Source organism: Ruegeria sp. (assembly GCF_028066395.1).
GTDB lineage: Bacteria > Pseudomonadota > Alphaproteobacteria > Rhodobacterales > Rhodobacteraceae > Ruegeria.
The window spans coordinates 14078-30634 of record NZ_JALCBM010000054.1 but is presented as its reverse complement, the minus strand read 5'-3'; the positions used below and the strand labels follow the sequence as shown (position 1 = coordinate 30634).

Here is a 16557-nt window from a genome sequence, read left to right as displayed (position 1 = left end):
GAGCAGCGGAATCATAATCCGCGTGTCGGGGGTTCAAGTCCCTCCTCCGCTACCACCAAACCCCCATCTTTTCATCAAGACCTGAGATCAATGCGGCCATGTTGCTATGATGCGCCGCCAGCTTTGGCACAGATTTGCACTAACTTTGGCACATCAAATTTGAAGATGTCTAAACTCTACTCTTGCGGAAGGTTTGGCGTTAGCTTCCATCAACGCTGATTTGCATTGGAGAAAATAGTGGATTGGAACTTCGAGACTATTAGCAGTGTTATGGAACTGGCTGGGGATGCTGGGGCCGCGACGGGAAAGGTTGCCAAAGGCCTCGAAACCCTCAAGACATTATTCAAAAAGGCGGAGACTGATGGCGATACCAACCTCAAAATAGCGCTAAGCGAATTGGCTGTGCAGGTGGCAAATGCGCAAGTGGCGAATTCTGATCTTAAGCTCAAACTGGCAAAACTACAGGATGAACTCGCTAAGGCGCAGTCGTTTAAATCCGATCTTGAGCGCTATGAACTTTGGGAAACCCCAACAGGTGCAATTGTGTATCGCCTGAAACAAGCAAGCCAAGGCTCTCAGCCCAAGCACTACCTGTGCCCCAATTGTGTTGAAGATCGTCACAAGTCGATACTGCAAGGTCATGAGGAACATCGCAAATGCCCAAGGTGTTCAACGGAATATCGCTTTGCCACTAGCGAGTCAGTCACGTTTTCCCGTCGATCTGACGATTGGGCGGCATGGTGACAAGGCACAGGAAAGACCAGCAAAAAAGCACTCTTGTAGGTATCACTACTCTGCTGCGGATAGCAGATTGTCCATGATCATCAAGCGCTCCTGACGATCCATTTGGGCGATCTTTGCAGCCCATCGGGCTTTCTTGCGCTGGATGCGCTCTCACTCCCTGTAGCCATCGCCAAGGTGACTGTAGTCATGCAGGGATATGGGTGGGTTGAAGTTCAGGGCACCTTTCTGGGACACTTGGATAGGGTATAGTAGTTGGTTTAGACGGGGCCGCGTGTGGACTTCAGCCTCCCAAGTTCAAAGGTACAGCAAAACAGTGTAGCGAGGCGCGGCCAACTCCCGGCGAAATTGTCACCCTATCTATCCGGCCGATAAACCGTAAACAGCTCTTTCGGCTCGGCCACTCCGCGCAGCATGTAACGACCGACCGAGATCAACTCGTGGTCGCGGGGGCGTGCCGCGCGGGCTACGTCGTCCGAGATCAGGATGCGCTGGCCCAACGATCGGTGCATGCCCGCGATCCGGGCCGCCTGGTTGACGGTTGGGCCGATCACCGTGAAATCCAGACGGTTTTCGGCGCCAATATTGCCGTAGAGAATCTCGCCCGCATGCAGGGCCAATGTGTAGTTCGATATGGGCAGACCCTCGGCCCGGCGCTGGGCGTTCAGCTCGGCCATGCGCTCTTCCAGCAAAGCCACGGCGGCCAGCGCGGCGCGGGCGTCTGCATCAAGCTCGCCGACATCGAACATGGCCATCAACCCGTCGCCCATGAACTTGAGAATGCTGCCATCGCATTTGTGCACAACCTCGACCGCAACCGCCAGATAGTCGTTCAGCATGTCGATGATCTCGGCGCCCGGCAGTTCTTCGGACAGGCTGGTGAAGCCCTCCAGATCGAAGTTCCAGATCACCGCATCGATCTGCTGCAGAGACCCCCGGCGGATTTCACCGGACAGGACGCGCTGGCCGGCATCACGGCCCAGATAAACACGCATCAGGTCCTGCGCTACCCGGGCGCTGGAAGCGGATTTCAGCGCCAGCCCCAGATGCGGCAGGGCTGTATTGATCAGGTCCAGATCACTGTCGCGAAACCCGTCCGGTGCGTTGCTGGTCCACGACATCAGCACGCCATCCACCGGCCTTTCGGCATCCCGGGGGCCGCTATGGGACGGGCTGTCAAAGGACACGCCTGTGGCGTAATAGTCTGTTGCACCGCTTTCGCGCAGCTCGTTCAGCAGGGGATACCGGCTGGCTTCGTTGCCGTCGACCAGACGTTCGCGGATCACGTCGACATCCTCGTTCAGCAGCGTGAACAGAGGGCTCTGCTGCCAGGCTTCGTTGGGCGTGTCCGAGTATTCGAAGGTCTGGTACGTGCCGCCCTGCCCCTGATACCAGCTGTAACCTGTGCCGCCATAGATCGGGTGCAGCGCCGATTGCGCGGCGTGAAACCGCATCAGAGGCACCCCAAGATCGACAAGCCGGGTGCAATAGCCGTCCAGCAACTCTTGCTTGTCCGCACCCTCAAGGCCGCGCGCCACCAACCAATCGATCAGATCCCCGGTTTTTGCCACGTCCGTGTCCAAGGCCATCATTTCACGTCCATGTTACCCATTATGATCCCCATCTGGGCATGTCGCAGACAGATTACCAGAGGTCAGTCCATCCCGGCCAGCCGACGCAGCATCATGCGCAGCAATACCACCTCACCATTGGTGAAATGCGCCGCCAGTTTGGCGTCATAATCCTGTGCGATACCACGCAATTCCCGATAGGCTGCCTGACCGGATTGGGTCAGCGACAATCGTTCGGCCCGGCGGTCATTCTCATCACGCAGTCTTTGCAGGAACCGGCGCTGTTCCAGCTTGCGCACGGCGCGGCTGATCTTGGTCTTGTGGGTTTTCGCTCGCAGACCGATATCCTTGGCCGTCATCTCACCGTAGTTGCCCAGATGGAACAGCACACGCCATTCCGTCCGCAGCATGCCATAGCGGTCCTTGTAGACGCGCTGAAACTCCAATGAGCTTTCCTCGGCCGCCTGATTCAGCAGGAACGGCAGGAAATCCCGCAGATCAAACTCATCTTTTTTATCGGATTCATCCCGTGTCATGCTTGTTAGTTACAAAATCAACTATTATTCGACAAGGAGAAACGCGAGGTTTTAGTCATGAATCACTCGACCCATTCACGTGACATGATCCAGGCCGAAACGCCGGTTGGTACTCATCCGGGGTATATGCCGGGCTGGGCAAACGATTTCGAAACCGAGGCGCTGTCTGGCGCGCTGCCGCAAGGCATGAACAGCCCGCAGAGATGCAACTATGGCCTTTACGGCGAACAGCTGAGCGGCACGGCCTTTACCGCCAACCCACCCGAGCGGACGTGGTGTTACCGCATTCGGCCCTCGGTCAAGCATTCGGCGCGCTATGAAAAGATCGACGTGCCCTATTGGAAAAGCGCGCCCTGCGTCGACCCGGACGTGGTCAGCCTTGGCCAGTATCGGTGGGACGCGGTGCCCCATTCCGACGAAGGTCTGAACTGGATCACCGGCATGCGCACCATGACCACCGCCGGGGATGTGAATACTCAGACCGGTATGGCCAGCCATATCTATCTGGTCACTGAATCCATGGTGGATGACTATTTCTATTCAGCCGACAGCGAATTGCTTGTGGTGCCACAGGAAGGCCGCCTGCGCTTTGCAACCGAGTTGGGGATCATTGATCTGGAGCCCAAGGAAATCGCCATCATCCCGCGCGGTCTGGTCTACCGGGTCGAGGTGCTGGAAGGCCCCGCGCGCGGCTTTGTCTGCGAGAATTACGGTCAGAAATTCGACCTGCCGGGCCGGGGTCCGATCGGGGCAAACTGCTTGGCCAATCCGCGCGATTTCAAGGCACCGGTGGCGGCGTTCGAGGATCGCGAGGTGCCCTCGACCCTGACAATCAAATGGTGCGGCCAGTTCCACACCACCCGGATCGGTCAAAGCCCGCTGGATGTGGTCGCGTGGCACGGCAATTATGCGCCCTATAAATACGATCTGCGCAATTACTGCCCCGTCGGATCGATCCTGTTCGATCACCCGGACCCGTCGATTTTCACCGTACTGACCGCGCCGTCGGGGCAGCCCGGCACGGCCAATATCGACTTTGTCCTGTTCCGCGAACGCTGGATGGTGATGGAGGACACGTTCCGCCCGCCCTGGTATCACAAGAACATCATGTCCGAATTGATGGGCAACATCTACGGCCAGTACGATGCCAAACCACAGGGCTTTGTTCCCGGCGGCATGAGCCTGCACAACATGATGCTGCCGCACGGACCCGACCGGGACGCGTTCGAGAAAGCCTCGAATTCCAATTTGGGGCCGGACAAGCTGGAAAACACCATGTCCTTCATGTTCGAAACCCGCTTCCCGCAGCACCTGACCGCCTTCGCCGCCAATGAGGCACCCCTGCAGGACGATTACATCGACTGCTGGACCGATCTTGAGAAGAAATTCGACGGGACGCCGGGCAAGAAATGAGGCTTTACGGATATTGGCGCTCCTCTGCGGCCTATCGGTTGCGCATCGCACTTGGCCTCAAGGGGCTGGGCTGGGAAGACGTGCCCGTTCATCTGGTCAAAGGCGAACAGCAAGAAGCCACGTATCTGGCCAAGAACCCCATCGGTCTGGTGCCGACGCTGGAACTGGACGACGGCACCCTGCTGACCCAATCACTGGCCATTCTGGACTGGCTGGAGGAGGTCTATCCCACCCCCGCCCTGCTGCCCTCCAACCCGTTGGAGCGCGCGCGTGTGCGGGCTGCGGCCCATACGATTGCGGTGGATACGCACCCGATCCAGAATGCGGGCGTTGTGAAACATCTCAAGACCGACTTCGGGGCAAGTCAGGAACAGGGCATCGCCTGGATGACCCATTGGATGAAGCGCGGCTTTGCCGCGTTTCAGGCGCTGGCCGCCCCCGATACGGAATTCGCCATGGGCGATGCGCCATCTCTGGCCGACATTTGCCTGATCCCCCAACTCTACAACGCGCACCGCTGGGGGCTGGACCTTGCCCCCTACCCGCGCCTGACCGAGATTGAACGAAATTGCCTCGCCCTGCCCGCCTTTGCGAACGCAGTGCCCGAGGCGCAACCCGATGCAGAATGAGAACCACATGAGCCAGTTGAAAAAATCCTGGGTGACCTCGGCCAATGATGCCAACCACCCCTTCCCATTGAACAACCTGCCCTATGGCGTCTTTTCGACCGAAGACAGCGACCCGCGCTGCGGCGTGGCCATCGGCGACATGATCCTCGACCTGACCATTGCCGAAGCCGACGGGCTGGTCACCCTGACAGATGAGCCGCTGTTCGACCTGCCCTTCTGGAACCCGCTGATGGAGGAAGGCCCCGCCGTCTGGGCCGCCCTGCGCGACCGCCTGACCAACCTGCTAGCCGAAGGGTCCGAAGATCAGGACAAACTCGAACCCCTGCTGGTGCCACAGGCAGATGCCGAGATGCACCTGCCCTTTGCGGTCAGCGAATACACCGATTTCTACGCAGGCCGAAACCATGCCTTCAACGTGGGCACCATGTTCCGCGGCCCGGAAAACGCCCTGCCGCCGAACTGGCTGCACATCCCCATCGGCTATAACGGGCGCGCCTCCTCCGTTGTGGTCTCGGGCACCGATATCCGCCGCCCCTGGGGGCAGTTGAAATCCCCAGATCACGACCGGCCCGCTTTCCTGCCCAGCCGCCGTTTCGATATCGAGCTTGAGATGGGCGCCATCGTCGGCACCCCCTCGGACGGCCCCATTTCCGTGCAGGAGGCCGACGACAACATCTTTGGCTATGTGCTGCTCAACGACTGGTCGGCGCGCGACATTCAAGCGTGGGAATACCAACCGCTCGGCCCGTTCCAGGCCAAGGCGACCGCGACTTCGATCAGCCCCTGGATCGTGACCAAACCGGCGCTAGAGCCGTTTCGTTGCGACACCCCGGCGCGGGAATTCGAACTGCTCGATCACCTGAAAGACTGCGGCCCCATGCTCTATGATATCGAGCTGGAAATCACCATGGCCCCCGAAGGCCAAACCCCCACCACCATCGCGCGCACCAATTACAACCAGATGTACTACTCGGCCGCGCAGCAGCTGGCGCATCACACCACCTCGGGCTGCCCGATGAATGCGGGCGACCTGCTGGGCTCGGGCACAATCTCGGGGCCCACCAAACCGGAACGCGGCTCGCTTCTGGAACTAAGCTGGGGCGGCAAGGAACCCATGACGCTGGACACCGGTGAAACCCGCAGCTTCATCGAAGACGGCGATACCCTGACCCTCAAAGGTCAGGCCCGGGGCGACGGATACACGATCGGCTTCGGCACCTGCACCGGCACCGTCCTTCCGGCCCTGAAAGACCCCTATAAACGATGAACACACCGCTTCATCTTTTCCCAAATACTCCCGCCGGAGGCATCCAGACCACAAGCCCCGGCGCATCGTCAGAAGGATAGAACCATGGCCAAGGCATTCGCGTCCCAGGGGGACATGTCGGAAAAGAAAATCTCGTTCACCGAGGTGGGCGAAGGGCTTTATGCCTTCACCGCCGAGGGCGACCCGAACTCGGGCGTCATCATCGGCGATGACAGCGTGATGATTGTCGAGGCGCAGGCGACCCCGCGTCTGGCAAACAAGGTGATCGAATGCGTGCGCTCGGTCACCGACAAGCCCATCACTCATGTGGCGCTGACCCATTACCACGCCGTCCGCGTGCTGGGCGCCAGCGCTTTCGGTGCGCAACAGATCCTGATGTCCGACATGGCCCGCGCAATGGTCGTGGAACGCGGGCAGGAAGACTGGGACAGCGAATTCCAACGCTTCCCGCGCCTCTTCGAAGGGCATGAGAGCATCCCCGGCCTGACCTGGCCCACCACCACCTTCAGCGACACGATGACCGTCTATCTGGGCAACCGCCGCATTGACCTGATGCATCTGGGCCGCGCCCATACCGCAGGCGACATCGTCATCCACGTCCCCGATCAGAACGTCATGTTCACCGGCGATATCGTCGAGTATCACTCGGCCTGCTATTGCGGCGACGGGCATTTCAGCGACTGGGGTGATACGCTGGACGAAATCAAATGGTTCGACGTCGACGCCATCGCGCCGGGGCGCGGCGACGCGCTGATCGGCAAGGACATGGTCAACGCGGCCATCGAAAACACTCGTGACTTCGTGGAAAGCACCTATCGACCGGCGGCAAAGGTCGCGGCGCGCGGTGGCAGCCTGAAGCAAGCATGGGACGCCGTGCGCGCCGAATGCGACCCGAAATTCGCCGACTATGCGATCTACGAACATTGCCTGCCCTTCAACGTCGCCCGCGCCTATGACGAGGCGCGCGGCATCGACACCCCCCGCATCTGGACCGCTCAGCGCGATCTTGAGATGTGGGAGGCCCTGCAAGGCTGACAAAAACCGGGCCGGACTTGATCCAGATCGTGTCGGCCCGGGGCAAACAATGGGAAGATAATTCATCTCTCTGACGCGTCCGCGTCAGAGCACGGATGAGCTGCGCCCAGCGCGCAAAACCGGGGAGAGAGACTGTGAACAAGATTTTCGAAACACCGATCTACGCCTATACGCCCAGCCCGGACCAAACCGCCCCCGCGCCGGTACGCCACAAGGTCATTGTGGTGGGCGCAGGCCCGGTTGGTCTGGCCGCCGCCATCGATCTGGCCCAGCAAGGGGTCGAGGTCGTGGTGCTGGACGAAAACGACAAGGTCAGCTTTGGCAGCCGCGCCATCTGTTTCGCCAAACGCCCGCTGGAAATCCTCGACCGATTGGGCTGTGGACAGGCGATGGTGGACAAGGGCGTGGTCTGGAACCTGGGCAAGGTGTTCTTCGACGACCGCAAGATCTATGACTTCAACCTGCTGCCCGAGGATGGCCATAAACGCCCCGCCTTCATCAACCTGCAGCAATATTACTTCGAACAGTTTCTGGTCGAGCGGGTCCGCGAATTGCAGGCCGAAGGCGCACCCATCGAAATCCGGGGCCGCAACAAGGTCGAGGCGGTCGGCACCCATCCCGACCACGTCAGGCTTGAGGTTGAAACGCCCGAGGGGTCGTACACGATCGAGGCCGATTGGGTCATCGCCTGCGACGGCGCAGGCTCACCCATGCGGTCGATGCTGGGCAAGGATTTCGTCGGCCGCGTGTTCGAGGATAACTTCCTGATCGCCGACGTGATCATGGATGCCGATTTCCCGACCGAACGCTGGTTCTGGTTCGATCCGCCCTTCAACAAGGGCCAGTCAGCGTTGCTGCATAAACAGCCCGACGGGGTCTGGCGCATCGACCTGCAACTGGGCTGGGATATCGACAAGGAACGCGAAAAACGCCCCGAAAACGTGATCCCACGCCTAAAGGCAATGCTGGGAGAGGATGTGCAGTTCGAGCTGGAATGGGTCAGCATCTACACCTTCCAATGCCGCCGGATGGAACAGTTCCGCCATGGCCGGGTGATCTTTGCGGGCGACAGCGCCCATCAGGTCAGCCCGTTTGGTGCGCGCGGGGCCAATTCGGGCCTGCAAGACACCGACAACCTGTGCTGGAAGCTGAAGATGGTCATGGACGGCACCGCGCCCGAAAGCCTGCTGGACAGCTATGACATCGAACGGGTTCAGGGTGCGGATGAGAACATCCTGAACTCGACCCGCTCAACCGATTTCATCACCCCGAAATCGCAGATGTCCCGCCTGTTGCGCGATGCGGTGCTGGACCTGAGCGAGCGGTACGAATTCACCCGCCCGCTGGTCAATTCCGGCCGGTTGAGCCTGCCATGTACCCATGACGGCTCACCCCTGAATTCCGCCGATGCGCTGGACGGGCCGGCACGCACGCGGCCCGGATCGCCCTGCCCCGATGCGCCGCTGGGGGATGAGTTTCTGCTGTCGAAACTGAGTGGGGAATTCACCCTGCTGACCATCGACGCCGACGCCCCGGATGAGATCGAGGTTGACGGGGTAACCGTCAAACGGCTGGCCCTGTCGGTCAAGGACGACCCGACGATGGAGTTGAAGCGCCGCTATCTGGGCGACGCCACCGGCGCGGTCTATCTGATCCGCCCCGATCAGCACGTGGCTGCCAGGCGCGACCATTACGAAGAAAACGCAATCCGGCACGCGGTTCTGCGCGCCACAGGCAAGGAGTGATCGCCATGGCTGACCTGATCCTGACCCCGAATATCGACCACGCCGATGATTTCTATGCCGACCTGCTGGCCACCCATGAAGGGTTGGAACAGGCTGAAAGCGATGCGCTGAACGCCCGTCTCGTGCTCGTGCTGGCCAACCACATCGGAGACAACGACATTTTAAAACAGGCGCTGAACGCTGCGGCGCTAAAGGAGTAATTTCATGAAAATCGAGAAAATTCATCACGTTGCCTATCGCTGCAAGGATGCGAAAGAAACCGTGGAATGGTATGGCAAGATGCTGAACATGGACTTCATCCTTGCCATCGCCGAGGACCATGTGCCCTCAACCCATGAGCCCGACCCTTACATGCATCTGTTTCTGGACGCCGGGAACGGCAATGTGCTGGCCTTTTTTGAACTACCCACAAAGCCCGAAATGGGCCGCGATCCGAATACGCCCATCTGGGTTCAGCACATCGCCTTCAAGGTCAAGGACCGGGACGAATTGATTGCCTTCAAGGACCATCTTGAGGCCAACGGGGTCGAGGTTCTGGGCGTCACCGACCATTCGATCTTTCATTCGATCTATTTCTTCGATCCCAACGGCCACCGCGTCGAACTGGCCTGCCCCGACCCCGAGGAAGAGGCGATGCTGGCCCGGTTGAACGATGTGAAATGGGACATGCTGGAAGAATGGTCACGCACCAAGAAAGCCCCGCAGCACGCGGATTGGCTGCATGCCAGGGAATTGAACAAAGCCTGATCAGGTCTGGCCCGGCGCACAATGCCTGTGTGACAACGCGGATACCCTTACCAGCCCTTCTGCCTAGATAAGTCGAAACAGAAGGAAGGATATTCGATGCCCCAAATCACCGGCTATCACGCCCATGTCTATTTCGACGCACAAACGCAGGACACGGCACAGCGCGTGTGTGAAGAGGCCACGCGCCTGTTTCCGGTTCAGATGGGCCGCATGCACGCCCGCAATGTCGGCCCCCATCCGCGCTGGAGCTGCCAGTTGGGTTTTGAACCCGACGCGTTCGATCAGGTCATCCCGTGGCTGATGCTCAACCGGCAGGGCCTGACGATCTTCACCCACCCGGACACTGGTGAGCATCTGGGCGATCACCGGGACCGCGCCCTTTGGATGGGTGAGTTGCTGGAGCTTGATCTGTCGATCTTCGACTAACCCAGATCGCGGGCCCGGTCGCGCAGGATGAATTTCTGTATCTTCCCGGTCGAGGTCTTGGGCAACCCGCCAAACACCACCGTTTTCGGCGCCTTGAAATGGGCCATGTTCTCGCGGCAGAAGGTGATCACCTCGGCCTCGGTCGCCTCGGCCCCCGGCTTCAACTCGACAAAGGCGCAGGGTGTCTCGCCCCATTTCTCATCGGGGCGGGCCACCACAGCCGCCGTCATCACCGCCGGGTGTTTATACAGAACATCCTCAACCTCGACGGATGAGATATTCTCGCCACCCGAAATGATGATGTCCTTGGACCGGTCCTTCAGCGCGATATAGCCGTCCGGGTGCATCACCCCCAGATCGCCCGAGGCGAACCAGCCGCCCTTGAACGCCTTGTCCGTGGCGTCGGGGTTCTTGAGGTACCCTTTCATCACGATGTTGCCCTGCATGAAGATCTCGCCCATGGTTTCACCATCGGCAGGCACGGGCTCCAATGTTTCGGGGTCAGCGACCATAAGACCGGACAGGGCCACGTATTTGACGCCCTGACGGACTTTCAGCGCCGCCTGATCCTCGGGCACTTTATCGTTCCATTCATCTTTCCAGGCGCAGACCACTGACGGCCCGTAGGTTTCGGTCAGGCCGTAGACATGAGTGACCTCGACGCCCATCCCCTCCATTGCTTCGATCACCTTGGCGGGCGGCGGGGCACCAGCGGTCATCACCTTGATCTGCTGGCTGAAATCCTTGAGGTGGTCAGGCGCATTGGCCAGCATGTTCAGCACGATTGGCGCGCCGCAGAAATGAGTGACGCCCTCTTCGCGGAAGGCGCGATAGATCGGTTCATCCCGAACCGCGCGCAAACAGACCGAGGTGCCCGCATTCGCCGCCATGGTCCACGGGAAGCACCAGCCATTGCAGTGAAACATCGGCAGGGTCCACAGATAGACCGAATGCTGCGGCATGCCCCATGTCAGGATGTTCGAAGTCGCGTTCAGCGCTGCCCCCCGGTGGTGATAGACCACCCCCTTGGGATTGCCCGTGGTGCCCGAGGTATAGTTCAGCGTGATCGCATCCCATTCATCAGCGGGCAGAGACCAGTCGAACGCCGGGTCCCCCTCGGCCAACAGCGCGTCATAAGTCAGATCGCCCAGCCGTTCCCCGCCGTCAAAGCTGGCATCTTCGATATCGACGATCAGCACATCGTGATCCACCTGCGCCAGCGCCTGTTTCACCACGCCCGAGAATTCCGGATCGACCAGCAGCACCTTCGCCTCGGCATGGTTCAGGATGAAGGCAATGATCGGCGCATCCAGCCGCGTGTTGATCGCGTTCAGCACCGCACCGGCCATGGGGATGGCAAAATGCGCCTCGTAATGCTCGGGGATGTTGGCGGCGATGATCGACACGGTATCGCCCACCCCTATCCCCCGCGCGCTGAGGGAACTGGCCAGACGGCGGCAGCGGTCATAGGTGTCGGACCAGCTATAGCGGCGATCCCCGTAAACAACCGACGGATAGTCAGGATAAACCGCCGCCGTCCTCTCAAGGTAGCTGAGCGGCGACAGGGGCGTGAAATTCGCAGGGGTCTTGTCCAGATGCTGCTGATAAATGGTCTCGACTGTCATCCGGTCTTCCTCCCAAACCTGACGGATTTGGGTATTGAGCACAAAGCGCCCGCCAAAACAAACCCGTAAAAATACGTGATCTGGCTACACTGGCGATATTCTATGGGTTAATCTGGCCCTACTTCCAAGGCTCTATTCACGGTGATCTGCATCATCACGTCACAGTGCGCCAGCCGGGTCAATTTTGATTCCCGCGCGCCCCATTTCTGAAAGGACATGTCATGGACGGCACGTTCAACGAAAACGATCTTTCCCGTGTGGTCGAAGCCGACCGCGCCCATATCTGGCATCACCTGATCCAGCATAAACCGTTTGAAACCAATGACCCGCGTATCATTGTCGAAGGCAAGGGCATGCGCGTCTGGGATCAGAAGGGCAAGGAACATCTGGACGCTGTGTCCGGTGGCGTCTGGACTGTGAACGTCGGCTATGGCCGCGAATCGATCTGCAAGGCGGTTTACGATCAGCTAATGAAGCTGTGCTATTTCGCCAATACCGCAGGCTCGATCCCCGGTTCGATCTTTGCCGAGATGCTGATCGACAAGATGCCGGGCATGAGCCGGGTGTACTACACCAACTCGGGCTCTGAGGCGAACGAGAAGGCGTTCAAGATGGTGCGCCAGATCGCGCACAAGAAATACGGCGGCAAGAAGACCAAGATCCTGTATCGCGACCGCGACTATCACGGCTCGACCCTGGCAACCATGTCGGCGGGTGGTCAGGATGAGCGCACCGCACAGTATGGCCCCTTTGCGCCCGATTTCGTGCGCGTGCCCCATTGCATGGAATATCGCAAGCACGAGCTGGACGGCGCGCCCGAAGAGAACTTTGGCGAATGGGCTGCAAACCAGATCGAAGAAGTCATCCTGCGCGAAGGCCCGGACACCGTTGGCGCCCTGTGCCTTGAGCCGGTGACCGCAGGCGGCGGCGTGATCGAAGCACCCGAAGGCTATTGGCCGCGCGTGCAGGAGATCTGCAAGAAATACGACGTCCTGCTGCATATCGACGAGGTTGTCTGCGGCGTGGGTCGGACCGGCACCTGGTTCGGTTACCAGCAATACGGCATCAAGCCCGACTTCGTGACGATGGCCAAAGGCGTTGCCTCGGGCTATGCGGCGATTGCCTGCATGGTCACCACCGAAGAAGTCTTTGACATGTTCAAGGACGACGCGGCGGACCCGATGAGCTATTTCCGCGACATCTCGACCTTTGGCGGCTGCACCGCCGGACCGGCCGCGGCTGTAGAAAACATGCGCATCATTCAGGATGAAAACCTGCTGCAGAACTGCGCCGACATGGGTGACCGCATGCTGGGCAACCTGCAGGCGCTGATGGAAAAGCACAAGGTCATCGGCGATGTGCGCGGCAAGGGCCTGTTCCTGGGGGCCGAGCTGGTCGCGGATCGCGGCAGCAAGGAACCGGTGGACGAGAAACTGGCGCAGGCGGTTGTTGCCGACTGCATGGCGCAGGGTGTTATCATCGGCGTCACCAACCGCTCGATCCCCAGCCGCAACAACACGCTGTGCTTCTCGCCGGCGCTGATCGCAACGGCGGATGATATCGACCAGATCACCGACGCGGTGGATGGTGCGCTGGGACGCGTGTTTGGTTAAACAAAAAGAACTCTTGCGCCCTTATGGCGCAAGAGTTTCCCACCCGTATCGACGCTTCGAATACGGCGGCTTTCCATGTAAGCAGAAAGCCAACCCATGACATTTCCATTTGCTCCATAATGCGCGGAAGAACTTTTCGAAACGACCGGCAAATGGCGCAGCGCTCAAAATGCCATCAATCAAGCCTAATGTCTGCTTTGGCGAGTACATGGTGGATGTCGCTGTCAGAGTGACAAGCATGGATAACTGGATACAGTTGACCCCGCTCTTTCAGAAAATGCGCAACATTGTGATCGCATCTGTCCAGAACGAACAGCTTCATACGGTCCTGTTTCTCTCTGAAGTACTTCAAGTGTTCCTGATCCGACGGTCCATTTCCGAAAAAAACATAAAATTTGGTTGAATCTACAAATGCAGCCGACAGATCGGGGTGAATAATTTTGGAAATATTACTTCTGTAGTTAGACCATCGCGTTTCCCCGGGCACGATATCCGGATCGATTGACCATTGAGGGACAAAGGCAATTGATCGCGACGCGCGCAATTGACCGGCAGCCAATATTGCCAGGAAACCGCCCATAGAGTTGCCCAAGGTCGTAACCTCGGTACCGTCTGTATGCCGTTTTAGAACTGCTATAGTTTCTTCCCAATGCACACTGTTTCCCCAGGTGCGTTCCTTGTCGATTACGAAAATTTTTGTTTCGTGACTTAATGATCTCGAAAATTCGGGGTTTTGGACATCAATGCCGCCTAAGGCATGTCCTATGCCCGTAAAGGAAACAGTGCATTCTTGGCGTTCGCCCGGCTGGCGAAGGATTGCAAATCCGTTGTTCTCGAAAACGGTATCATACCCTTTGCGATCCATGGGCGGGACGGTTTTCGAAAGTTTCCTGCTTGGCCGCCACAAGCCTGAAAGCTTCTTCTTAACCTTGCGAAACATCCAACTGTCCTATCAATCCTGCCTGTGACCAATCCAACATTTCATCATTTCGTGACGATGATCTGTGAGTAACCAAGATTGTAATGTCCTGCAAACACGATGGTAACTTGATCCGGAACAGGGCAAATTAAATTTACAAAGGCCGCCCCAAACGGGACGGCCCTTTAATCACTGTCTCTCTGTAAAGAGGATCAGGCGGCCAGAGCAGCCTGAGCTTTGGCGACGATCGCGCCGAACGCTTCGGGTTCGTGCACGGCCAGGTCGGCCAGAACTTTGCGGTCCACTTCGATACCGGCCAGGTTCAGACCGTTGATGAAGCGGGAATAGGTCAGAGCCTCGTCATGCGAACGGACAGCAGCGTTGATGCGCTGAATCCACAGCGCGCGGAAGTTGCGCTTGCGGTTCTTACGGTCGCGGGTTGCGTACTGGTTGGCCTTGTCGACAGCCTGACGGGCAACCTTGAAGGTGCTCTTGCGGCGGCCATAGTAACCTTTGGCGGCCTTGATGACCTTCTTGTGACGGGCGTGAGTTACGGTTCCACCTTTAACGCGGGACATCTCTTAATCTCCTCTTAGCGGTCGTAGGGCATGTAGCCCTTGACGATCTTGGCGTCGGGGGCGGACAGGGTGGTGGTGCCACGGGCGTCGCGGATGAATTTCTTGGTCCGCTTGATCATGCCGTGCCGTTTGCCGGCCTGGCCTGCCATGACCTTGCCGGTCGCAGTCACCTTAAAGCGCTTTTTGGCGCTCGATTTTGTCTTCATCTTAGGCATTTCCGTCTCCTTTTCCGGGTTCGGTTTCAGACGCGACTCGGCATGCCATCTCGGCCGGTCACGCGATCAGAAGCGCCGTTTACGCAAGTTTGGTCATACTGGCAAGGGGGTTCGGACCAGAATCTGCGCAATTCGCGATCCGGTCAGGCACCGGGGCGACGCGCGCCGCCCCGGTGGTTTGGTTCAGTGGCCGAATTTGCGGATTTCGCCGGTTTTCAGCCGCTCGGCATAGCTGGCCAGCTCCTGCCGCACCACTTTCATCAGGAAGTAGAGCGCGAAGACATTCACCACCGCCATCGCAAAGATCGCCGCATCCGAGAAGTCGATCACGGGGCCAAGATTGGCCGCCGCGCCGATGACAACGAAGACGCAGAAGATGACCTTGAACACCAGCTCCTTGGTGTGGCCTTCGCCGAACAGATAGGTCCAGGCCTTGAGGCCATAATAGGACCAGCTAATCATGGTCGAGAAGGCGAACAGCACCACGGCAATCGCCAGCACATAGGGGAACCAGCCAAAGGCGCTGCCGAAAGCCGCCGAGGTCAGGCTGACGCCCGAGTTGCCGTCAACGGTTGCAATGCCCGAACCATCCTCGGTCAGCATGTAAAGGCCGGTGGCCGGATCAACGATCAACTGCTGCGTGATGATGATCACCAGCGCGGTCATGGTACAGATCACGACCGTATCGATGAACGGCTCAAGCAGCGAGACAAAGCCCTCGGTGATCGGCTCTTTGGTCCGCACCGCCGAGTGGGCAATCGCCGCAGACCCAACACCCGCTTCGTTCGAGAACGCCGCCCGGCGGAAGCCCTGGATCAGCGCGCCGACCATACCGCCAGCTACACCGAGGCCAGTGAAGGCACCCGCGAAGATCTGGCCAAAGGCCCAGCCAATCTGGTCTGCATGCATGATGATGATGACCAGCGCGGCCAGCACATACATGACACCCATGAACGGAACGACTTTCTCGGTCACCCGCGCGATGGATTTCAGGCCACCCACGATCACTGCAAAGACGATGCCCGCAAAGACCAGCCCGGTGATCCAGCCCGGATATTCTCCGGTGATCCCCGCGATCTGCTGATGCGCCTGATTGGCCTGGAACATGTTGCCCCCGCCCAGCGCGCCAAGGATACAGAAGATCGAGAACAGCACGGCCAGAATCTTGCCGCCCGGCAGGCCAAGCTCGTTAAAGCCCTTGGACATATAGTACATTGGGCCACCTGAAACGGTGCCGTCGTCGTATTCGTTGCGGTATTTCACACCCAGCGTACATTCGGTGAATTTCGACGCCATTCCCAGCAGGCCCGCAACGATCATCCAGAAGGTTGCGCCTGGCCCGCCTATACCGATGGCCACCGCCACACCGGCGATATTCCCAAGCCCGACCGTGCCCGACAGCGCCGTGGCAAGAGCCTGAAAGTGGCTGACCTCACCCGCGTCATTGGGGTCGGAATAGTCGCCTTTCACAAGGCTGATCGCATGGCCGAAGAACCG

At 59.0% G+C, this 16557-nt stretch carries 17 protein-coding genes; 10 read left to right on the top strand and 7 right to left on the bottom strand.

All coding sequences use genetic code 11. The features are described 5' to 3' along the window. Window positions 1-237 precede the first annotated feature (237 nt). On the top strand, window positions 238-744 hold the full coding sequence (locus MPJ51_RS16010) for a hypothetical protein (protein WP_298388747.1): 507 nt from the start codon (window positions 238-240) through the stop codon (window positions 742-744). 353 nt (window positions 745-1097) lie between these two features. Here the strand turns inward: MPJ51_RS16010 and MPJ51_RS16005 are convergent, their stop codons facing one another. Together MPJ51_RS16005 and MPJ51_RS16000 are read right to left on the bottom strand one after the other, a co-directional pair. After that, window positions 1098-2333 carry an adenylate/guanylate cyclase domain-containing protein gene (locus MPJ51_RS16005; RefSeq protein WP_298388745.1) on the bottom strand — a complete coding sequence of 412 codons (1236 nt, stop codon included), beginning with the start codon at window positions 2331-2333 and terminating at the stop codon, window positions 1098-1100. Between the two features lie 62 nt (window positions 2334-2395). Then, complete coding sequence (locus MPJ51_RS16000; protein WP_298388743.1) at window positions 2396-2848, bottom strand: MarR family transcriptional regulator; 453 nt, start codon at window positions 2846-2848, stop codon at window positions 2396-2398. A 57-nt stretch (window positions 2849-2905) separates the two neighbouring features. Here MPJ51_RS16000 and hmgA point away from each other — a divergent pair, with 57 nt between their 5' ends. The 8 genes from hmgA to MPJ51_RS15960 all read left to right on the top strand — a co-directional run bounded on the left by hmgA (window position 2906) and on the right by MPJ51_RS15960 (window position 10110). Further along, window positions 2906-4261 (top strand): homogentisate 1,2-dioxygenase, encoded by a 1356-nt coding sequence (hmgA, locus tag MPJ51_RS15995; protein WP_298388741.1) that lies wholly within the window; start codon window positions 2906-2908, stop codon window positions 4259-4261. Continuing rightward, complete coding sequence (gene maiA, locus MPJ51_RS15990; protein ID WP_298388739.1) at window positions 4258-4890, top strand: maleylacetoacetate isomerase; 633 nt, start codon at window positions 4258-4260, stop codon at window positions 4888-4890. The genes hmgA and maiA overlap by 4 nt, the downstream gene beginning before the upstream one ends. A gap of 7 nt (window positions 4891-4897) precedes the next feature. Further along, on the top strand, window positions 4898-6157 hold the full coding sequence (fahA, locus tag MPJ51_RS15985) for a fumarylacetoacetase (protein ID WP_298388737.1): 1260 nt from the start codon (window positions 4898-4900) through the stop codon (window positions 6155-6157). An 84-nt stretch (window positions 6158-6241) separates the two neighbouring features. After that, the gene (locus MPJ51_RS15980) at window positions 6242-7192 is read left to right on the top strand and encodes an MBL fold metallo-hydrolase (RefSeq protein WP_298388735.1); all 951 of its coding nucleotides are present in this window, start codon (window positions 6242-6244) and stop codon (window positions 7190-7192) included. 134 nt (window positions 7193-7326) lie between these two features. Then, complete coding sequence (locus MPJ51_RS15975) at window positions 7327-8937, top strand: FAD-dependent oxidoreductase (protein ID WP_298388733.1); 1611 nt, start codon at window positions 7327-7329, stop codon at window positions 8935-8937. 5 nt (window positions 8938-8942) lie between these two features. Further along, window positions 8943-9137: a DUF2783 domain-containing protein gene (locus MPJ51_RS15970; RefSeq protein ID WP_298388731.1), complete on the top strand. Its 195-nt coding sequence runs from the start codon at window positions 8943-8945 to the stop codon at window positions 9135-9137. Window positions 9138-9141: 4 nt separating this feature from the next. Beyond that, complete coding sequence (locus tag MPJ51_RS15965; protein WP_298388729.1) at window positions 9142-9684, top strand: VOC family protein; 543 nt, start codon at window positions 9142-9144, stop codon at window positions 9682-9684. A 96-nt stretch (window positions 9685-9780) separates the two neighbouring features. Beyond that, window positions 9781-10110: a DOPA 4,5-dioxygenase family protein gene (locus MPJ51_RS15960; protein ID WP_298388725.1), complete on the top strand. Its 330-nt coding sequence runs from the start codon at window positions 9781-9783 to the stop codon at window positions 10108-10110. Here MPJ51_RS15960 and MPJ51_RS15955 read toward each other — a convergent pair. Then, window positions 10107-11735: an acyl-CoA synthetase gene (locus tag MPJ51_RS15955; protein WP_298388724.1), complete on the bottom strand. Its 1629-nt coding sequence runs from the start codon at window positions 11733-11735 to the stop codon at window positions 10107-10109. The genes MPJ51_RS15960 and MPJ51_RS15955 overlap by 4 nt on opposite strands. Before the next feature lie 221 nt (window positions 11736-11956). Here MPJ51_RS15955 and MPJ51_RS15950 point away from each other — a divergent pair, with 221 nt between their 5' ends. Beyond that, window positions 11957-13348, top strand: a complete 1392-nt coding sequence (locus tag MPJ51_RS15950; protein ID WP_298388722.1) for an aminotransferase class III-fold pyridoxal phosphate-dependent enzyme — start codon at window positions 11957-11959, stop codon at window positions 13346-13348. Window positions 13349-13523: 175 nt separating this feature from the next. Here the strand turns inward: MPJ51_RS15950 and MPJ51_RS15945 are convergent, their stop codons facing one another. From MPJ51_RS15945 to MPJ51_RS15930, 4 genes are all read right to left on the bottom strand, one after another. After that, window positions 13524-14288 (bottom strand): hypothetical protein, encoded by a 765-nt coding sequence (locus MPJ51_RS15945; protein WP_298388720.1) that lies wholly within the window; start codon window positions 14286-14288, stop codon window positions 13524-13526. 191 nt (window positions 14289-14479) lie between these two features. Beyond that, entirely contained in the window at window positions 14480-14845 is a 366-nt protein-coding gene (rplT, locus tag MPJ51_RS15940; RefSeq protein ID WP_008756009.1) for a 50S ribosomal protein L20, read from the bottom strand. Between the two features lie 14 nt (window positions 14846-14859). After that, a complete protein-coding gene (rpmI, locus tag MPJ51_RS15935) occupies window positions 14860-15060 on the bottom strand; it encodes a 50S ribosomal protein L35 (protein ID WP_005981143.1) in 201 nt (66 codons plus the stop codon). Between the two features lie 183 nt (window positions 15061-15243). After that, the coding region (locus MPJ51_RS15930; protein WP_298388712.1) for an alanine/glycine:cation symporter family protein at window positions 15244-16557 on the bottom strand (1314 nt) is incomplete at its 5' end.